Annotated in this window: 16 protein-coding genes; 9 read left to right on the top strand and 7 right to left on the bottom strand. The window is 61.6% G+C overall.

All coding sequences use genetic code 11. From position 1 onward, the window contains the following. Positions 1 to 21: 21 nt before the first annotated feature. Positions 22 to 612 (bottom strand): hypothetical protein, encoded by a 591-nt coding sequence (locus NKH54_RS18580; protein WP_023730886.1) that lies wholly within the window; start codon positions 610 to 612, stop codon positions 22 to 24. Between the two features lie 309 nt (positions 613 to 921). On the opposite strand from NKH54_RS18580, the gene clpP reads away from it, so the two are divergent. The 4 genes from clpP to NKH54_RS18560 all read left to right on the top strand — a co-directional run bounded on the left by clpP (position 922) and on the right by NKH54_RS18560 (position 6,274). Then, entirely contained in the window at positions 922 to 1,551 is a 630-nt protein-coding gene (clpP, locus tag NKH54_RS18575) for an ATP-dependent Clp endopeptidase proteolytic subunit ClpP (protein WP_023682306.1), read from the top strand. A 295-nt stretch (positions 1,552 to 1,846) separates the two neighbouring features. Beyond that, on the top strand, positions 1,847 to 3,121 hold the full coding sequence (clpX, locus tag NKH54_RS18570; protein ID WP_023682305.1) for an ATP-dependent Clp protease ATP-binding subunit ClpX: 1,275 nt from the start codon (positions 1,847 to 1,849) through the stop codon (positions 3,119 to 3,121). A 273-nt stretch (positions 3,122 to 3,394) separates the two neighbouring features. Then, positions 3,395 to 5,806, top strand: a complete 2,412-nt coding sequence (lon, locus tag NKH54_RS18565) for an endopeptidase La (protein WP_023682304.1) — start codon at positions 3,395 to 3,397, stop codon at positions 5,804 to 5,806. 195 nt (positions 5,807 to 6,001) lie between these two features. Beyond that, positions 6,002 to 6,274, top strand: a complete 273-nt coding sequence (locus NKH54_RS18560; protein ID WP_023669423.1) for an HU family DNA-binding protein — start codon at positions 6,002 to 6,004, stop codon at positions 6,272 to 6,274. Between the two features lie 91 nt (positions 6,275 to 6,365). On the opposite strand, the gene NKH54_RS18555 is transcribed toward NKH54_RS18560, so the two are convergent. Continuing rightward, on the bottom strand, positions 6,366 to 7,388 hold the full coding sequence (locus tag NKH54_RS18555; protein ID WP_023693298.1) for an aldo/keto reductase: 1,023 nt from the start codon (positions 7,386 to 7,388) through the stop codon (positions 6,366 to 6,368). A 182-nt stretch (positions 7,389 to 7,570) separates the two neighbouring features. Between NKH54_RS18555 and NKH54_RS18550 the strand changes: the two genes are divergently transcribed. Both NKH54_RS18550 and NKH54_RS18545 read left to right on the top strand, forming a co-directional pair. Beyond that, positions 7,571 to 8,137 carry an SIS domain-containing protein gene (locus NKH54_RS18550; RefSeq protein ID WP_353028697.1) on the top strand — a complete coding sequence of 189 codons (567 nt, stop codon included), beginning with the start codon at positions 7,571 to 7,573 and terminating at the stop codon, positions 8,135 to 8,137. A gap of 3 nt (positions 8,138 to 8,140) precedes the next feature. Next, a complete protein-coding gene (locus tag NKH54_RS18545; RefSeq protein WP_353028696.1) occupies positions 8,141 to 8,884 on the top strand; it encodes a creatininase family protein in 744 nt (247 codons plus the stop codon). A gap of 232 nt (positions 8,885 to 9,116) precedes the next feature. Here NKH54_RS18545 and NKH54_RS18540 read toward each other — a convergent pair whose 3' ends face one another. From NKH54_RS18540 to NKH54_RS18530, 3 genes are all read right to left on the bottom strand, one after another. After that, entirely contained in the window at positions 9,117 to 10,034 is a 918-nt protein-coding gene (locus tag NKH54_RS18540) for a carbohydrate ABC transporter permease (protein WP_023669427.1), read from the bottom strand. Positions 10,035 to 10,043: 9 nt separating this feature from the next. Further along, the gene (locus tag NKH54_RS18535) at positions 10,044 to 11,159 is read right to left on the bottom strand and encodes a carbohydrate ABC transporter permease (protein WP_023689462.1); all 1,116 of its coding nucleotides are present in this window, start codon (positions 11,157 to 11,159) and stop codon (positions 10,044 to 10,046) included. Positions 11,160 to 11,256: 97 nt separating this feature from the next. After that, complete coding sequence (locus NKH54_RS18530) at positions 11,257 to 12,921, bottom strand: ABC transporter substrate-binding protein (protein WP_023669429.1); 1,665 nt, start codon at positions 12,919 to 12,921, stop codon at positions 11,257 to 11,259. Between the two features lie 273 nt (positions 12,922 to 13,194). Between NKH54_RS18530 and NKH54_RS18525 the strand changes: the two genes are divergently transcribed. Genes NKH54_RS18525 through rbsK form a run of 3 tightly spaced genes read left to right on the top strand, consistent with a single transcriptional unit; the run spans position 13,195 to position 15,678 of the window. Beyond that, positions 13,195 to 14,250, top strand: a complete 1,056-nt coding sequence (locus NKH54_RS18525; protein WP_023689461.1) for an ABC transporter ATP-binding protein — start codon at positions 13,195 to 13,197, stop codon at positions 14,248 to 14,250. A 41-nt stretch (positions 14,251 to 14,291) separates the two neighbouring features. After that, on the top strand, positions 14,292 to 14,744 hold the full coding sequence (locus NKH54_RS18520) for an RbsD/FucU family protein (protein ID WP_353028695.1): 453 nt from the start codon (positions 14,292 to 14,294) through the stop codon (positions 14,742 to 14,744). A gap of 4 nt (positions 14,745 to 14,748) precedes the next feature. Continuing rightward, positions 14,749 to 15,678 (top strand): ribokinase, encoded by a 930-nt coding sequence (gene rbsK, locus NKH54_RS18515; RefSeq protein WP_353028694.1) that lies wholly within the window; start codon positions 14,749 to 14,751, stop codon positions 15,676 to 15,678. Between the two features lie 675 nt (positions 15,679 to 16,353). Here the strand turns inward: rbsK and NKH54_RS18510 are convergent. Both NKH54_RS18510 and NKH54_RS18505 read right to left on the bottom strand, forming a co-directional pair. Beyond that, positions 16,354 to 16,560, bottom strand: coding sequence for a DUF892 family protein (locus NKH54_RS18510; protein WP_502882182.1), 207 nt, complete (start codon positions 16,558 to 16,560; stop codon positions 16,354 to 16,356). 244 nt (positions 16,561 to 16,804) lie between these two features. After that, positions 16,805 to 18,025: an O-antigen ligase family protein gene (locus NKH54_RS18505; protein WP_245260010.1), complete on the bottom strand. Its 1,221-nt coding sequence runs from the start codon at positions 18,023 to 18,025 to the stop codon at positions 16,805 to 16,807. Positions 18,026 to 18,056: the final 31 nt, after the last annotated feature.

Genomic DNA, 18,056 nt, shown 5'->3' with positions numbered 1-18,056 from the left:
ACCTCGGCGAAGTACCGAAGTCTAATCCTCGCAATGCCTGGCAATATGCACGCGGCGCCAGCTGGTCGAGCCTTCCTGCACCACCACCCGGCGCGCCATCCTCTGGTATGACGGCGCTATCTGGGTGACGTGCCGCCGCTCGGGCCGCACCAGCACTTCATGGGCGACGCTCTCATATTCGGCCGGCAGCACAACCCGGCGGGTGCGCTCCGGTTCAACCACCACCGTTTCGGCCACACGCGCGTAGCGGGCCTTGCGCCACACCTTGCACAGCACCTTGCGGCCGTGGATGACGCGCCATTCCCAGGCATAGCCGCCATCGTCGACCTGGACCGTGCGGTAAACGGTGCGGGTTCTCGCCGGTACGATGTCATAGGTGACTCGGGGCGGCGCGATCTGCTCGACGCGCTCCATGGTGCCATAGATCGGCGGATCATAGTCGACCAACTGCCCGCCGGGACTGACCATGACGTCTTCATAGACGGTGTCATAGAGCGCCGGCCTGTGCACCGGCTCATAGCATTCGGCGGCCCGGCCGTCGGCAACCGCATCGGACACCATGCCGAGACCGGCAAGGCCGGAAATGGCGAGGCAAACAGTTTTCCTGATCATGGCACTCCCCCTGTTTGAACGCGAGAAGGTGAGGTTCAACGTTGAACTGTAGGGGATGGTTCTCCGGGGGAAAGCGGTTTCGCCGCGTTTCGTTAAGCGACGGGGTTAAGGAATTGCTACACCGCAAAAACGCCGTTGGCCGCCTTCGGGCTTCCCTTGCGCGGAAACCTTGATTCGACTTAACCAGATGGCTAGGAGAGGCGGCCTTGCGCTAGGGTGAGCCGGCATCCTATTTACATTCTAACCATCAAGAACCGATTCTGCCCGATTTCCCGGCGCCGGAATCCCCATCTCCAAAAAGGGTAGTCCATGAAGAACCCCGTCGAAACCTACATGAACCTCGTTCCGATGGTGGTCGAGCAGACCAATCGCGGCGAGCGGGCCTACGACATTTTCTCGCGCCTGCTGAAAGAGCGCATCATTTTCATCACCGGCCCGGTCGAAGACGGTATGGCGACGCTGGTTTGTGCACAGCTTTTGTTCCTCGAGGCCGAGAACCCGAAGAAAGAGATCAATCTCTACATCAACTCGCCGGGCGGCGTGGTGACCTCGGGCATGGCGATCTACGACACCATGCAGTTCATCAAGCCGGCGGTGTCGACGCTGTGCATCGGCCAGGCGGCGTCGATGGGCTCGCTGCTTCTGACCGCCGGCCACAAGGACATGCGTTTTGCCACGCCGAACGCCCGTATCATGGTTCACCAGCCTTCCGGCGGTTTCCAGGGCCAGGCCTCCGACATCGAGCGGCACGCGCAGGACATCATCAAGCTGAAGCGCCGCCTCAACGAGGTCTACGTCAAACACACCGGTAAGAGCTACGAAGACATTGAAAAGACGCTTGACCGCGACCATTTCATGACAGCCGACGAAGCCAAGGATTTCGGCCTCATCGACAAGGTCATTTCGTCGCGCGAGCCGGTCGAAGGCGCTGCGGCATAAGCGCTGCATGGCAGTTGCGTGGCTGGATAACGCGCTTTTGCTGGGATTTGCGGCATTTCGGCCACAATTGGCTGTTCCCTCGGTGGATGGGATTGCCTACGTTAAGGCTATGTTGATTTTCGACGGCTTAGCTTTGTGCAGGGTTGGCGCGAATCATTGCGACGTTTTCTGATTTGTGTTTCGTACGGAATGCGTTGCGGGAGCCGGGACACTGGCGGCGGCGAATTCCCGCGATAGATAGAATATGCGCCCTTTCAGCCAGACCATCGGCGGGCGGCCATGAAAGGACAGGAAAATGAGCAAAGTCGGCAACAACAGCGGTGATTCGAAGAACACGCTTTATTGCTCGTTTTGCGGCAAAAGCCAGCACGAGGTGCGCAAGCTGATCGCCGGCCCAACGGTGTTCATCTGCGACGAGTGCGTCGAGCTATGCATGGACATCATCCGCGAGGAGAACAAGACCTCGATGGTGAAGTCGCGCGAGGGCGTGCCGACCCCGCAGGAGATCCTGAAGGTTCTCGACGACTATGTCATCGGCCAGCCCTACGCCAAGCGCGTGCTGTCGGTGGCTGTCCACAACCACTACAAGCGCCTGGCGCATGCCGGCAAGAACAACGACGTCGAATTGGCGAAGTCCAACATCCTGCTGATCGGCCCGACCGGCTGCGGCAAGACGCTGCTTGCCCAGACGCTGGCCCGCATCATCGACGTGCCCTTCACCATGGCCGACGCGACGACGCTGACCGAAGCCGGTTACGTCGGCGAGGACGTCGAAAACATCATCCTGAAGCTGCTGCAGTCGGCCGACTACAATGTCGAGCGCGCCCAGCGCGGCATCGTCTACATCGATGAAATCGACAAGATTTCGCGCAAGTCCGACAACCCATCGATCACCCGCGACGTGTCGGGCGAGGGTGTGCAGCAGGCGCTTCTGAAGATCATGGAAGGCACCGTTGCCTCCGTGCCGCCGCAGGGCGGCCGCAAGCATCCGCAGCAGGAGTTCCTGCAGGTCGACACCGCCAATATCCTGTTCATCTGCGGCGGCGCCTTCGCCGGGCTGGACAAGATCATCTCGGATCGCGGCAGGAAGACTTCCATCGGCTTCGGCGCCATCGTGGCTTCGCCCGAGGATCGTCGCACCGGCGACGTGTTCCGCCTGGTCGAGCCCGAGGATCTCTTGAAGTTCGGCCTCATCCCCGAGTTTGTCGGCCGTCTGCCGGTCCTGGCGACGCTTGAAGACCTCGACGAGCCGGCGCTGATCCAGATCCTGACCGAGCCGAAGAACGCGCTGGTCAAGCAGTATCAGCGGCTGTTCGAGATGGAGAGTGTCGACCTGACCTTCCATGAGAATGCGCTGTCGGCGATCGCCAAGCGCGCCATCGAGCGCAAGACCGGCGCCCGTGGCCTGCGCTCGATCATGGAAGCGATCCTGCTCGACACCATGTTCGAACTGCCCGCTCTGGAAGGCGTGCGCGAAGTGGTGATTTCGGAAGAAGTGGTGACCGGCAGCGCCCGGCCGCTCTACATCTATTCCGAGCAGAAGGAAAAGAAGGGCAACGTCAGCGCCTGATCTGGCATCTGGCCTAACCTTTTTATGGAACGGCGCCCGCGGGGCGCCGTTTTGCTGTGGTGAGGTACCGATCCTTGTGACGGAGTGGATGAACGAACGTGTCGACCCTTGATCTTTGCCCCTCGTGCATCCAACTAACATCGGAAGGCCGTGGTGCCGAATTCTGTGCTGTAAAACTCCCGTCACAAACGGTGGTAGGCGGAACGATCCCCGGTCGTTAATATGAGATTCGCGGTTGGCTCGATTAGCGGCCGCGACATGAAAGGTTGGACAATGGCCAAAATATCCAAGGCTCCCAGCGACGGCGTCTTCGCAGTCCTCCCACTGCGCGACATCGTGGTGTTCCCGCACATGATCGTTCCGCTCTTTGTCGGGCGTGAAAAGTCGATCAAGGCGCTGGAAGAGGTTATGGGTCAGGAAAAGCAGATCCTGCTTGCCACCCAGATGAATGCCGCCGATGACGATCCCGAGCCCGATGCGATCTTCGACATCGGCACGCTCGCCAATGTGCTGCAATTGCTGAAGCTGCCAGACGGCACCGTCAAGGTGCTGGTCGAAGGCGCTTCGCGTGCCAAGATCGTCTCGTTCACCGACCGTCCGGACTTCCACGAAGCTACCGCCACGGCGCTGGTCGAGCCGGAGGAGGAAGAGGTCGAGGTCGAGGCGCTCGCCCGTTCGGTCGTCACCGACTTCGAAAACTACGTCAAGCTGAACAAGAAGATCTCGCCTGAAGTGGTGGGCGCCGCCAGCCAGATCGACGACTATTCCAAGCTCGCCGATACGGTTGCTTCGCACCTCGCCATCAAGATCCCCGAGAAGCAGGAGATGCTTGCCACGCTGTCCGTCAAGGAACGGCTGGAAAAGGCGATGGGCTTCATGGAGGCCGAAATCTCCGTCCTGCAGGTGGAGAAGCGCATCCGCTCGCGCGTCAAGCGCCAGATGGAGAAGACGCAGCGCGAATACTACCTCAACGAGCAGATGAAGGCGATCCAGAAGGAGCTCGGCGAAGGCGAGGACGGCCGCGACGAGGCCGCCGAGATCGAGGCGCGCATCAAGAAGACCAAGCTCTCCAAGGAGGCCCGCGAAAAGGCGGAAGCCGAGTTGAAGAAGCTGCGGACGATGTCGCCGATGTCGGCGGAATCGACCGTGGTGCGCAACTACCTCGACTGGATCCTGTCGATCCCGTGGGGCAAGAACTCCAAGGTCAAGCAGGACCTGGCGTTTGCGCAGAACGTGCTCGACACCGATCATTTCGGCCTCGACAAGGTCAAGGACCGCATCGTCGAGTATCTCGCCGTGCAAAGCCGCCAGAAGAAGCTGAAGGGGCCGATCCTGTGCCTCGTCGGCCCTCCCGGCGTCGGCAAGACCTCGCTCGGCAAATCGATCGCCAAGGCGACCGGCCGCGAATTCATCCGCATGGCGCTTGGCGGCGTCCGTGACGAGGCCGAGATCCGTGGCCACCGCCGCACCTATATCGGTTCGATGCCCGGCAAGGTCATCCAGTCGATGAAGAAGGCCAAGAAGTCCAACCCGCTCTTCCTGCTCGACGAGATCGACAAGATGGGCCAGGACTTCCGCGGCGATCCGTCATCGGCCTTGCTCGAGGTGCTCGATCCCGAGCAGAACTCGACGTTCATGGACCATTACCTCGAGGTCGAATACGACCTGTCGAGCGTGATGTTCGTGACGACGGCGAACACGCTGAACATCCCTGCGCCCCTGATGGACCGCATGGAGATCATCCGTATCGCCGGCTACACCGAGGACGAGAAGATCGAGATCGCCAAGCGTCACCTGATGCCCAAGGTGATCCGCGACCATGCCCTGCAGCCGAAGGAATTCTCCGTCGGCGAGGACGCGATCCGCGGCATCATCCAGACCTACACCCGTGAAGCGGGCGTCAGAAGCCTGGAGCGCGAGCTGATGAAGCTCGGGCGCAAGGCGGTGACCGAGATCCTGAAGACGAAGAAGAAGACGGTGAGCATCACGGCGGCGAACCTCGCCGATTACCTCGGTGTTCCGCGCTTCCGCTTCGGCCAGGTCGAGGCTGACGACCAGGTCGGTGTCGTCACCGGTCTTGCCTGGACGGAAGTCGGCGGCGAGCTGCTGACGGTCGAAGGCGTCATGATGCCCGGCAAGGGCCGCATGACGGTGACCGGCAATCTGCGCGACGTGATGAAGGAATCGATCTCGGCGGCGGCCTCTTATGTCCGCTCGCGGGCCATCGATTTCGGCATCGAGCCGCCGCTGTTCGACAAGCGTGACATCCACGTCCACTTGCCCGAAGGCGCCACGCCGAAGGACGGTCCGTCTGCAGGTGCTGCCATGGCGACAGCCATCGTGTCGGTCATGACGGGGATTCCGGTCCGGGCCGATGTGGCGATGACTGGCGAGATAACGCTTCGCGGCCGCATCTTGCCGATCGGCGGCCTCAAGGAGAAGCTGCTCGCAGCACTGCGCGGCGGCATCAAGAAGGTGCTGATCCCGGAAGACAACGCCAAGGATCTGGCGGAGATACCGGACAATGTGAAGAACGGTATGGAGATCATTCCGGTCTCACGTGTCGGCGAGGTTCTGAGGCACGCGCTGGTGCGCATGCCGGAGCCGATCGAGTGGGTCGAGCCGGTCAATCCGCCGGCTTCCACCGATACCGTTGACGATGCTGGAAAGTCGCTTGCACATTAGAAACTACTAAAGTTGCAGTGCACAAAGAGAGAGCCGGGCCTTGTGCCCGGCTTTTTCATGTGAAAAACCCACCTTTTCCGGGCTTTTTCCAACTTTTTCCGGCTTTTTGACTTGGGTTTGCGAGCGCTTCTTTCTAAAGTCCCTCTCCTGCCGGATGAGTCGAAAGTTCCGGTTTTCTCATGGAAGGGAATTTTTATGAACAAGAACGAACTGGTTTCCGCTGTCGCTGAATCCGCGAGCATTTCGAAGGGTGACGCACAGTCGGCGGTTGAGGCGGTGTTCTCCGTCATCACTGGCGAACTGAAGAAGGGCGGCGATGTACGGCTCGTCGGCTTCGGAAATTTCACCGTCTCCAAGCGTGCGGCATCGACTGGCCGCAACCCGCAGACTGGCGCGGAAGTGAAGATTCCGGCGCGTACCGTGCCGAAGTTCTCGGCCGGCAAAGGCCTGAAGGACGCGGTCAACTAAAAATTTTTTCAGAGAATGTTGAAAAGCCGGGTTCGCCCGGCTTTTCTTTTGCCTCGATGGCGGCAGGCCGTCAGCCCGCTGAGGCGAGCCTTCAGCCCACCGGCGCATCCGCGCGCATCAGGCCTTCCTGCTTGAGGTCCGCCCACAGCGCCGCGGGCAGCTTGGCATCGAGCAGGGCGCGGTTGCTTTCGACTTCACTCGGCCGCTGGCCGCCGGGGATGACCGACACCACGGAAGGGTGCAGCAGCGGAAACTGCAGCGCCGCCTCGATCAGCCTGACGCCATGGCGCTCGCAGACGGCCTCGATGCGCCCGACGCGTTCCATGATGTCACTTGGCGCCTCGGAGTAATTGTAATAGGCGCCTGGCTTCGGCCCGGTCGCCAGGATGCCGGAATTGTAAGGACCGCCGAGAACGATGCCGATGCCGCGTTGCTCACAGAGCGGCAGGAAGGTGGCAAGCGCTTCCTGTTCCAGCAGCGTGTAGCGCCCGGCCAGCAGGAACAGGTCGAAGTCGCCACGCTCCGCCAGCGTCTGGCAAACCTCCCACTCGTTGATGCCGCCGCCGAAGGCCTTGATCACGCCCTGGTCGCGCAGCGCAACCAGTCCGTTGTAGCCCGAGGCCATGAATTCCTCGATGCGCTGGTCTGACGCCTCCTTGCTGCCATGGGTGAAGATGTCGAGGTCATGGACGAAAAGGATGTCGATGCGGTCGACGCCAAGCCGTTCCAGCGACGCCTCGAACGAGCGCATGACGCCGTCGTAGCTGTAGTCGTAGACCTCCTTGCGCGTCGGTGTGTCGAAGAACTTGCCGATGCCGGTTCGTTCCTCCGGCGGGCAGGCGCGCAACAGGCGACCGACCTTGCTCGACAGCACATAGTCGTCGCGCTTCCTGCCGCGCAGGAAGGCATTGAGCCGTGTTTCGGCAAGGCCCAGGCCATAGAGCGGCGCGGTGTCGTAGTAACGGCAGCCGGTCGCCCACGCTGCCTCCAGCGTGGCGTTGGCATCCGCGTCGGGGACGGCGCGGTAAAGGTTGCCGAGCGGCGCGCTGCCGAAGCCAAGCTCGGTGAAGTCGAGGCCGCCATTGCCGATGCGGTCGAAATGCCGTGTCTTCATGTCGTGCTGATTTCCTGGATTGATTGTCTGACATGACACTATCACGCCGCTGGCTCAGCAAAAGCCGCCATGGCCGTTGGACAGGCATTTTCGCGGTGATAGCATGAACAAAAACAAGCCTTTTCCGAAAGCGCGCAACCCGAAATCACCGGCCACAACCCAGCCGGACAGATGGGACTCTCATGACGAATGCCGGCTCGGATATGTTTTCGACGGCCCTGCAAGAGCTGGGCGCCGTACTGGCGCGCGTCGACGAAGCCGGCATCGACACCGCCTGCGAAACCCTGGCCCGCGCGCAAAAGATCGTCGTCTATGGCTGCGGCCGCGAGGCCTTGCAGCTCAAGGGTTTCGCCATGCGCCTCTATCACCTTGGCCTTGAGGTGTCGGTGGTCGGCGACATGAACACGCCACCGCTTGGCCCAGCCGATGTCTTCCTGGTCAGTTCCGGCCCGGGCGAGACGACGACGGTGCTTACCTTGATGCAAGTCGCCCGCCAGGCCGGCGCCACCGTGCTTTTGCTCACCGCCGAGGCAGGCAGCAGTGCGGTCGCGCTTGCCGACTTCACCTTGCTGATCCCGGCGCAGACCATGGCGCGTGACCAAGGGCCGCAAAAGACATCGCTGCTGCCGATGGGATCGGTCTTCGAAGGGGCGCTGTTCCTGCTGTTCGAGGTCATGGTGCTGAAGCTCAAGGCGCTGACCGGCCAGTCGTCCGAGGCCATGCGCGCCCGCCACACCAACATGGAATAGATCATGCGCTACGAACTGATGCTGCCGCACCAGATCCGCAAGGCGATCGCCGAGAATTGGCCGGTCGCTCTCCCGCTCGGCGTGCTCGAATATCACGGCGAGCACATGGCCGTCGGCATGGACACGCTGGCGGTCATCAAGACGCTGGAGCTCTACGAGAGGGAGGCCGACATCGTCATCCTGCCGGCTTTCTACTACGGTGCGGCGAGCTATGTGGTGGCAGCACCCGAAGGCAACGGCTCAGTGCAGGTCGGCGGCAACCAGCTGGCGCCGTTCGCCGAAGAATTGTTCTACAGCCTGCTGCGCATCGGCTTTCGCAACATCAACGCCATCATCCACCACCAGACCGAGAACTTTGCCGCCGGCATGCCGACCGATCTCGCCTTCAAGGCCGCCGGCCGCCAGGCGATCTTCCGCTTCCTCGAGAAGCAGCGCGGCGAGGGCTGGTGGGGCTCAGACGAAATGGCCGATTATTATGCCGGGCACGCCGCCGGCGAGAATTTCTTCAACTGGGTGCAGGTGCACCCGCTCATGTCGGCTGCCATGAACGGGAAATATCCGTTCGATCACGCCGGCATCGGCGAGACGTCGCTGATGCTGGCGCTGTGTCCGGAAGCGGTCGATGCCGGGCGTTTTGGCGAGAATACCGCGTGGTATACGGCGAGTGCGCCGGAGGCCTCGGCGGAGCTGGGGCGAAAGGGTGTGGCGATGATCATGGATCACCTGAGGGCGATATTGGGGCGCTAGCAGACAAAGTCGCTCTGTAGCGATCCTTCACACCCCCCCTCTGTCCTGCCGGACATCTCCCCCGCAAGGGGGGAGATCAGATGTCATTTCCGCTTTCGTCATCACCTACGTCGCAAGAAAAGCGATGCAGCCAAAGCTGCCGATCTCCCTCCTTGCGGGGGAGATGGCCGGCAGGCCAGAGGGGGGTGCTGTCCCGCCGAGGTCAACAGTAGAAGGGCACGCCGCCTCTCGCCTACTTCACCGCCCCCGCCGTCATGCCCATGATCAGATAGCGTTCAAGCGCAATCCCGATGACCGCCAGCGGTGCGATCGCGGCGGTGGCAAGCGCCGCCATCGACCACCAGTTGATGCCTTGCGAGCCGGTCTGGCTCGCCACCATCACCGGGATGGTCTTGGCGTCGGTCGAGGTCAGGAGTGCCGCAAAAAAGTACTCGTTCCAGCACAGCACCATCGCCAGGATGAAAGCGGCGACCATGCCCGGCAGTGCAATCGGCATGACGATGCGGAAAAAAGCGCCCCAGATCGAGAGGCCGTCGACCAGCGCTGCCTCCTCGAGCTCGACGGGGATCGAGTTGAACTGGTCGCGCATGATCCAGATGACGATCGGCAGCACCATCAGCGTGTAGAGCAGGATCAGGCCGATGCGGGTGTCGAGCAGGCCGACTTCCCGGTAAAGCACCAGGAAGGGCAGGGCCAGCACCACCGGCGGCAGGATCAGCTGCGACAGGAAGAAGAAGGAGATGTCCTCGTTCTTGAACCAGGCGAACTGATAGCGATACCGGGTCAGCCCATAGGCGGCGAGGCTGCCGATGACGATGGCGAGGCTCGATGCGCCGACCGAGGTGATGACCGAATTCATGAAGCGCTTGAAAAACTCCTCGCGCACCGTCGAGGTCTGGAAGATCGAATCCGGCGACAGGCCGAGCGAGCGCCAGCCCTTCCAGTCCGGCTGGAAGTCGACGAACGGGATGAGGTGTCCTTGCGTGACGTCGACCGCGGTCTTGAACGAGGTGGTGATCGTCCAGTAGATCGGGAACAGGCAGATGAAGGCCCAGAACGCCAGCGCGCCATAGATGAAGATGCGATTGGCCAGAAAACCCAGCGGTGAGCGGATTTCCGAGGCAGCATAGTCGGTGGTCTGGACGCTCATTGTGCCTCGTCAGTTCACGTTGCGCACGAAGCGATTGGCGAATTTCAACAGCCAGGTCACGAACACGACGATGATGACGAGATAGGCCATCGCCAGCATGGTGCCGTAGCCGACATTCGAGCGGTCGCGGTATTCGCGGTAGATGAAGCTCGACACCGAATCCGTGGCGCCGCCAGGCCCGCCGGAGGTGACGGTAATGATGATGTCGGCGAGCTTCAACTTGAAGATGATGCGCAGGATCACCGCCGTGACCGACACCGGCAGCATCAGCGGGAAGGTGACCTGCCAGAAAGTCTGCCAGGGCGTGGCGCCATCGACGCGCGCCGCTTCCAGCACGTCGCGCGACATCGCCTGCAGGCCGGCCAGCAGCATTATCATCATGAACGGGATGAAGGTCCAGGCGTCGAGCACCATGATCGAGATGCGGGCGGTGATCGGGTTGGAGAAGAAGGCGGGGTTTTCCCAGCCGAGATGGCGCGCCAGCGTCGCCGCCGGCCCGAAACGGTACTCCATCAGCGATTTGCCGATCATCCACGACACCGCGACCGGCGACAGCATCAGCGGCATCAGGAAGACGACTCGGAAGAATTTGCGCGCCCGGATCTGCGCGTTGAGCAGCAGCGCCAGGCCGAAGGCAATCACATACTCAACCAGCACGGCGAGCACATAAAGCACCATGTTGAACAGCGCATTGCGGTAGTAGGGATCGGCCAGCATCTGCCAGAAATTGTCGAGCCCGTTGAACTTGCGGCCGGAAAAGGATGACAGGTTCCAGTCGGTCAGCGCGATGTAGAAGCCAAACAGCGTCGGGAAGATCACCATGGCGATGGTGAACAGCAGCGCCGGCAGCAGGAACAGCGCGCGCTGGCCGTCCTCGCCGCGCGTCAGCACCTGGCCGATGCCGAGCGCCACGCCCCACAGAACATAGGCATAGACGATCGGACGCCAGGTCTCGAAGCCGAGCGTGGTGATCTCGTTCTTGTAGAGGATCTCAAACGCGATCACCGCCAGCAGGCCAAGCGTGGCGGCCGCCATCAGGGCAAAACCCGCCCGCTTGCGGGCCGGCGAGATCAGATCGGCTGGGCCGGCGTTGGCCGGCCATGCATTGGTGGTCTGGTCAGCCACGCGTCCCCGTCCGTTTAAAAATCAAGCCTGCGACCGGCCCGAGCCGGTCAGGTCCGGCGGCTTGCACCGCCGAACCTGTTGTCACGATAGGATCAGCCTACACGCCGAGCGAGGCCTTGTAGAGCTTGATCTGGTTTTCGCGGCCGATCTGGTCGGTCAGCTTCTCCCAGGCCGCGGCAATGGCGTCGGCGCCTTCCTGCGCCTTCATCTTGCCAGCGAATGTGTTGGCCAGAATGTCCTCGGCAGCCGAATAGTACTGGAAGATGCCGGGGATGCGCGGCTCGATCGCCGCGTTCGGATGGTTGTAGCTGTCGGCTTCCGACTTCAGATACGAGGTGATGAACGCCTCGTCGTAGCCTGCCGCCACCCATTCGGGAATGTCGAAATGCGAGTTGCGGTAGGGCTGGAAGCCGGACGGATACATCGCCGTCCAGATCGACAGGTCCTTGCCGCCGAGATGAGCGGCGGCCGACCATGCCGCTTTTTTCTTCTTTTCGTCCGTATCGACGCGGGCCATGACGTAGACGCCCCAGCCGAGATAGGCGCAGTTCGGCGCATAGTTCGGGCCGCTGGCGAGTTTGTCCCAAGCGCCGGTCTTGGCATTGTAGACGTCGTCGGACCCCGGCAGGATCGAGAAGCCGGTGACGTCGCCGATGACCGAGCTATCGTTGGTCTTGACGTTGGAGCCGACGTCGCCCCACCAGGTGACCATCGAACCGGTGCCGGCCAGGAACTGCTGGAAGGCTGTCGTGTTCGGGTCGGCGTTGATCTGGTCGGCGGGCTCCGACGGCAGCGCGTCGATGACGTCCTGGATGGCGCGCACCCAGGCCGGATTGTTGATGCGCGGCTTCATCGTGTCGGCATCGAACAGCCAGGCCTTGTCGTCGGGATGCTTGGCATAGGCGGTGGCGCGGCTGCCGAGGAAGTAGAAGCCGAAACCGCCCCAGGCCTTGGGCGCATCGAGATAGCCGAAGACGTCCTGGTCCTTGAACTTCTTGCCCTTGAGGAATTTTGTGACGGCCTGGACTTCCTGCCAGGTCTTCGGCACACCCCATTCGGTGGCCGCGCCGCCGTCCTTCCACGCCTTGGCGAGGTCGGCATCGGCAAAAACGTCGGTGCGGTAATTGAAGTTGTGCGCATCGCCATCGACGGTGATCCGGTACTGCTTGCCGTCCCAGGTGCCGACCGGCGGCTGCAGATAGGCCACGACATCCTTCATGTCGATCTGCTCTTTGACCCAGTCGGGCATCTCGGACGTCAGGCCCTTGCCGCAGACATCGCCTTCGAAGGGCGCGCCCATCTCGATGATGTCGAAGTCGACGGTGCCGGTGGCGATCGACTGCTGCAGGCGGGCATTGTAGTCGGCCTGCGCCAGGTCGATCCAGCTGATCTTGGCGCCGGTATAGGCCTCCCACGGCTTCAGGAAGCCGCGGAACAGCACATTGTGCAGGTTCTGGTTGTTGAGGCCCATGAAGGTGAGCTCGACGCCGGCGAATTCGCCTTCCTTGACGTTGGCCTTGGTGGCTTCCAGGCAGAGTTCGCCGACCTTCTGGAAATCGGCATCCGTCGGCTGACCCTTGCCGACGCCGGGGATCTGCAGAATTTTGGAGCGTAGCTCGCTGGCGGCTTCAGCCGGGCGGGTGAAAGCGCCGAGCCCAGCGCCCGATGCGGCGGCGATCGCGGCCATCGAGGCCGCGCCTTTGAGTATGTCACGCCGGGTGGCACCCGCGCGGACGAGTTTTTCGTACAGACCGACTCTCATCTATTCCTCCCAGAACAACAGTCGTGAATTAAAATGCCAATCCCTCCGACGCCGAAACGTCGGCGGTTCTCCTTTATCATACGGGGACGTGGGACCCCACCCTGCGTCGCCTGGAGCTCCGATTTTCGGATAAAAATCCGACTGCCGGATTGGCAACAGCTAATATTTGCGTAATCGATTACCTTGTCAACACGATTGGCTTTTTATCGATAACATACCGACTTGCCCTTGCCGTTGGCAATGGCTAGCTTCACCGCGAGAAAAGGGGGGACGATGGCTCAAGTCGCGATCAGCAATGTGGCCAAGGCGTTCGGAACCGTCAAGGTCCTGCACGAGGTCAGCGTCGATATCGCCGATGGCCAGTTCGTGGTGTTGGTCGGCCCGTCGGGCTGCGGCAAGTCCACGCTGCTCAGGATGGTGGCCGGGCTGGAGACCGTCTCCGGCGGCACGATCGCCATTGGCGAGCGCATCGTCAACAATCTGCCGCCGGCCAAGCGCGACATCGCCATGGTGTTCCAGAACTACGCGCTCTATCCGCACAAGACGGTGGAGCAGAACATGGCGTTTGCGCTGAAGCTGCGCAAGACCGATCCAGCCGTGGTCGCCGAGCGGGTCAAGCGCGCCGCCGACATTCTCGACCTCAATCCGTACCTGAAACGTTATCCGCGCCAGCTATCCGGCGGCCAGCGCCAGCGCGTCGCCATGGGCCGCGCCATCGTGCGCAATCCGCAAGTCTTCCTGTTCGACGAGCCGCTCTCCAATCTCGACGCCAAGCTGCGCGTGCAAATGCGCACCGAGATCAAGGAACTGCACCAGCGGCTGAAGACCACCACCATCTACGTCACCCACGACCAGATCGAGGCCATGACCATGGCCGACAAGATCGTCGTCATGCGCGATGGCCGTATCGAGCAGGTCGGCGCGCCATTGGAATTGTTCGACCGGCCGGCCAATCTGTTTGTCGCCGGCTTCATCGGCTCGCCGTCGATGAACCTGCTCAAAGGCGTGGTGCGCAAGGGCGACAAGGTCGAGATAGCAGGCACGCTGTTCCCGGTCGCGGCCGGCAGCGCCGCCAAGGAGGGCCAGGCCGTGGTCTATGGCGTGCGGCCCGAGCATCTCGAAATCCATCCCGACGGCGTGCCGGCAAAGATCTCGGTGGTCGAACCCACGGGTTCCGAAACGCTGGTCTTCGTGCGCTTCGGCGACAGCGGCGAGATGGTGGCGCTGTTTCGCGAGCGCCACGACTTCAAGCCCGGCGACACGCTCAATCTCAAGCCGCGCCTCGACCAGGTCCATCTCTTCGACGCCGAGACCGGCAACCGGCTCTGATTTCCAATCGACTTTGACCAAACTGTTTGACGAGGACTGCCATGCTCAAAGGGATCAACCCATTGCTCAATGCCGATGTGCTCCAAGCGCTCAGGGCAATGGGACACGGCGACGATCTGATCATCGCCGACACCAATTTCCCCGCCGATTCGGTGGCAAAGCAGACCGTGCTCGGCAAGCTGCTGCGCATCGAGGCGCCGGCGGCCGATGTCGCCAAGGCGGTGCTGTCGCTCTATCCGCTCGACACTTTCGTCGACGACGCGGCCGCGCGCATGGAGATTGTCGGCAAGCCGGACGAGATTCCGCCGGTGCAAAAAGAGGTGCAAAAGGAGATCGACAAGGCCGAGGGCAAGGCATGGCCGATGATCTCGGTCGAGCGCTATGCCTTCTACGAGCGCGCCAAGAAAGCCTATTGCGTCATCCAGACCGGGGAGCGCCGCTTCTATGGCTGCTTCGCCTTTCGCAAGGGCGTCGTGCCGCCGGACGCCGAGTAGGGCCATGGCGTCGGGCAAGCCTGTCGTCATTCTGGGCGTTTTCGTCGCCGACACCGCTTACCGGGCCGATCGACAGCCGCGCATGGGCGAGACCATTCTTGGTAATTCCTTCAAGCTGGGACCTGGCGGCAAGGGCTCGAACCAGGCAGTGGCGGCAGGCAAGCTCGGCGCCGACATCACTTTCCTGACCCGGCTTGGCGTCGATGCTTTCGCCGACATGGCCAAGGCGACCTGGGCAGAGGCGGGCGTGAAATCCGCCGTCATCGACACGCCGCAAAGCTATACCGGCGCGGCCTACATCTTCATCGAGGAGACGACCGGCAACAACGCCATCATCGTCAGCCCGGGTGCGGCGATGCTGATCTCGTCTGAAGACATCGAGGCCAATGCCGGCCTGATCCGTGGAGCCGGCGTCTTCGTCACCCAGCTCGAACAGCCGATCGACGCGGCACTGCGCGCACTCGAGATCGCGCGCGGGGCAGGGGTGACCACCATCCTCAATCCGGCGCCCGCTGCCAAGTTGCCGGACCGCATCTACACGCTGTGCGACTATGTGACCCCCAACGAAACCGAGGCCGAGGAACTGACCGGCATCAAAGTTTCTTCGATCGACGACGCCCGCCGCGCCGCCGACAGCCTGCTCAAAAAAGGTGTCGGCTCGGTCATCATCACGCTCGGCGAAAAAGGCGCGCTGCTGCACACGGCCGGTCGGTCCAACCATGTTCCGGTGGTCAATGCCGGCGCAGTGGTCGAAACCACCGGCGCGGGCGATGCCTTCAATGGCGGCCTGGCCGCCGCACTCGCCAAAGGCGTGGAGCCGCTGCAAGCCGTCCGCTTCGCCTGCGCCGTCGCCGGCATTTCGGTGACGCGGCCGGGTACGGCGCCATCCATGCCGACGCTGCATGAGGTCGAGGCGCTGCTGGCCGAGGGGTGAGGTCGTTGCGGGAGAGATCGAGTTCAGATCCGACCGGATCTGAATTGCCTCGCAAGACCATGATTCTAGACGATTATGTCACATTTCTCCTGAGGAGAAATGGCGCGAGTGACGGGGCTCGAACCCGCGACCTCCGGCGTGACAGGCCGGCGAAAACGCCTGATTAATCAACGACTGATTCAATTCCTTACGCTCTCGAATTTGCGGGAAAAAGCGCGAAATTGAAACATGCTTATCAGAACTCCTCGTCGTAATCCGCGAGTCATTAACTTCCGATCCTCAGCTTATCGACGACGCGTCCGGGGGGTGCACGATCCTTCTGACGACGACGGGCACTGCGCGCGCGTATTTGTAGCAAGCCGCCAGGCTGAAGCTACACAACCGCCGGGCATGTTACTGCCTCGGATCATTAATTTTTCGCTAGCGTTTGATTAAGCCCCTTAGAGCCGGACGTCTGGGCGTTTTGTAATGCACGGCAATAGCCGGGCGGGCGCCGGTCGCCTCCGTCATGTCGCCGCTGCGCCGCGTCAGGCTTTTTTCTCACCAAGCCCGAAAAGTGTTTTCGAGAACTCCCATATCGTCTCCGCGCAAGGTTTCGCACCAATGCAGCGAGAGCTTGGGGCAAGGAGCCCGGCATTGATCGCCAGGGCTCCTGAGAGAACGGTGGACTCGGCGTCAGAGTCTCGTCGGTGGCCTTTTTCCAAGTGCCAGATTGAGGAGCGACACAGCTTCGTCGCGGCCAAGTTCGGAAGCCCATGTGTTCATCGTGCAAAAGCGCGAAATCTCGTAATGCTCGAGGGCTTGGGCAACAGCTAGAAGGCCGGCATCTAGTGCAGGCGCGCCCTTGTATTCTTCCATGATCTCGGCGCCTTCATCCGTGATGCCGACGATAGCCGCGCAGGTCTTTGCCTGTGGCTTCTTGCCGATCTCTTCGAGAACCTCTGGGGCCTATTAGCTGCCGTTCAGCATTCGATACGCCCCGAAATCGCGGTCACGCGTCTGGTGCCACCGTCGCCCATTGCTCGCCCAAATTGCAGATCCTTAGCGGGAGAGCGCTTCTGCTCTCACCACTCGCAGGCACGAGATATTTCGGTGTTGGGCGTGATGCACCTTTTTTCTCCGTCGATCAAAAATGGTGGGGCGGGAGATTCGCTCCCTTTTCGCGCCCCCTAAAAGCAGACGCTTGATTCGTTGACTGACCCTTGGGCGAAATTGTCTGTCCGCAAGCCAAGTATGTTCCGGAAACCAACAAGACCATCAGCGTCGAGTCGAGAATATCATGGCCGACAAGGATGCCTGTCATCCCTCCAGCAACGTATATTATGACGGTGACCACCATTATGGTGGCGCCAAAACGTTCCAGCGGATCAGCACTGATGCGCAGGACTCTTGTCGCATTCCGGATCGTCACGACGAATATTGCAGCCAATGTCAGCGCACCTGCGAGTCCGGCCTGCACCAAAGCCGTAAGGAAGCCGTTGTGAAAGTGGTTGAAGCCTTCGGTGGCGCCAAAGCGCTGTTTGAACCCCTGCCTTGAAAGCATCCGGCCGGCGGCCATTCCGTGACCAAAAACGGGCGCTTGGCGAAAGGCATCGAGCCCGACGTCCCACAACCCGACCCGCAACCCGAGCGGCGTGGTATAATCGCCGTTGACGGCGAGGGCATTCCAGTCCTCGAACAGGACATGTGTGCGATCGGCGACAATCGGAGACGTAATTGCCGTGATGATCAATGTCGATGCTCCGGCAATCACCAGCAACTGCTTCATGTCTGATCGGAAGACCCTTTCGCGATGGGTCACAAGCACCGCTACCAGCGCGATGAGCAAGGCCACCCAGACCATGCGCGAGCCCGAGTAGAGTGTCGCCACCACACCGGCAAGCGCGGCGGCCGTGAGCGGCTTCCACGCTTTCTCGACCCCAGACAGAGCACCTGTAAGACACATCATCACGGCCAGGCAGGTGACCGTGGCAAACACGATGGGGTTTCCGGCCCCACCTTCGGGTCTCAGCATCCCAATCCAGTGGTATTGGACGATGGCCAGCACCAGTGCCCCAACACATGCTGCGGCGCTGGCACGAACGGCAGTGCGTGCGAGGCTCTCCTTGTCCATGATGCTCCACGTCGAATAGGAAATCGGGAACAACAGCAAGGTCATCAGGGGCAAGAAATGAGTGGCATCGGCCCGCAGCGTCCCGTTTACGATCGACGCCAGGATCTGGGCGGCGCAATAGGCATAGATGGCAGTGGTCATGGCAAGCATAGGCCGATCAATGTTAAGGCGCCGCCGGCCGGCCGCCAGCAGCGCCAATGACCAGAGCGCGCCGCCATGGAAGACGAAGCTCACCACCGAACCGAATACCGGCGGCGAAAAGAAG

Source organism: Mesorhizobium sp. M1004 (assembly GCF_040318795.1).
Classification (GTDB): Bacteria; Pseudomonadota; Alphaproteobacteria; order Rhizobiales; family Rhizobiaceae; genus Mesorhizobium.
Note: the sequence above shows the minus strand (reverse complement) of the source record. Positions and strands in the feature narration are given on the sequence as shown.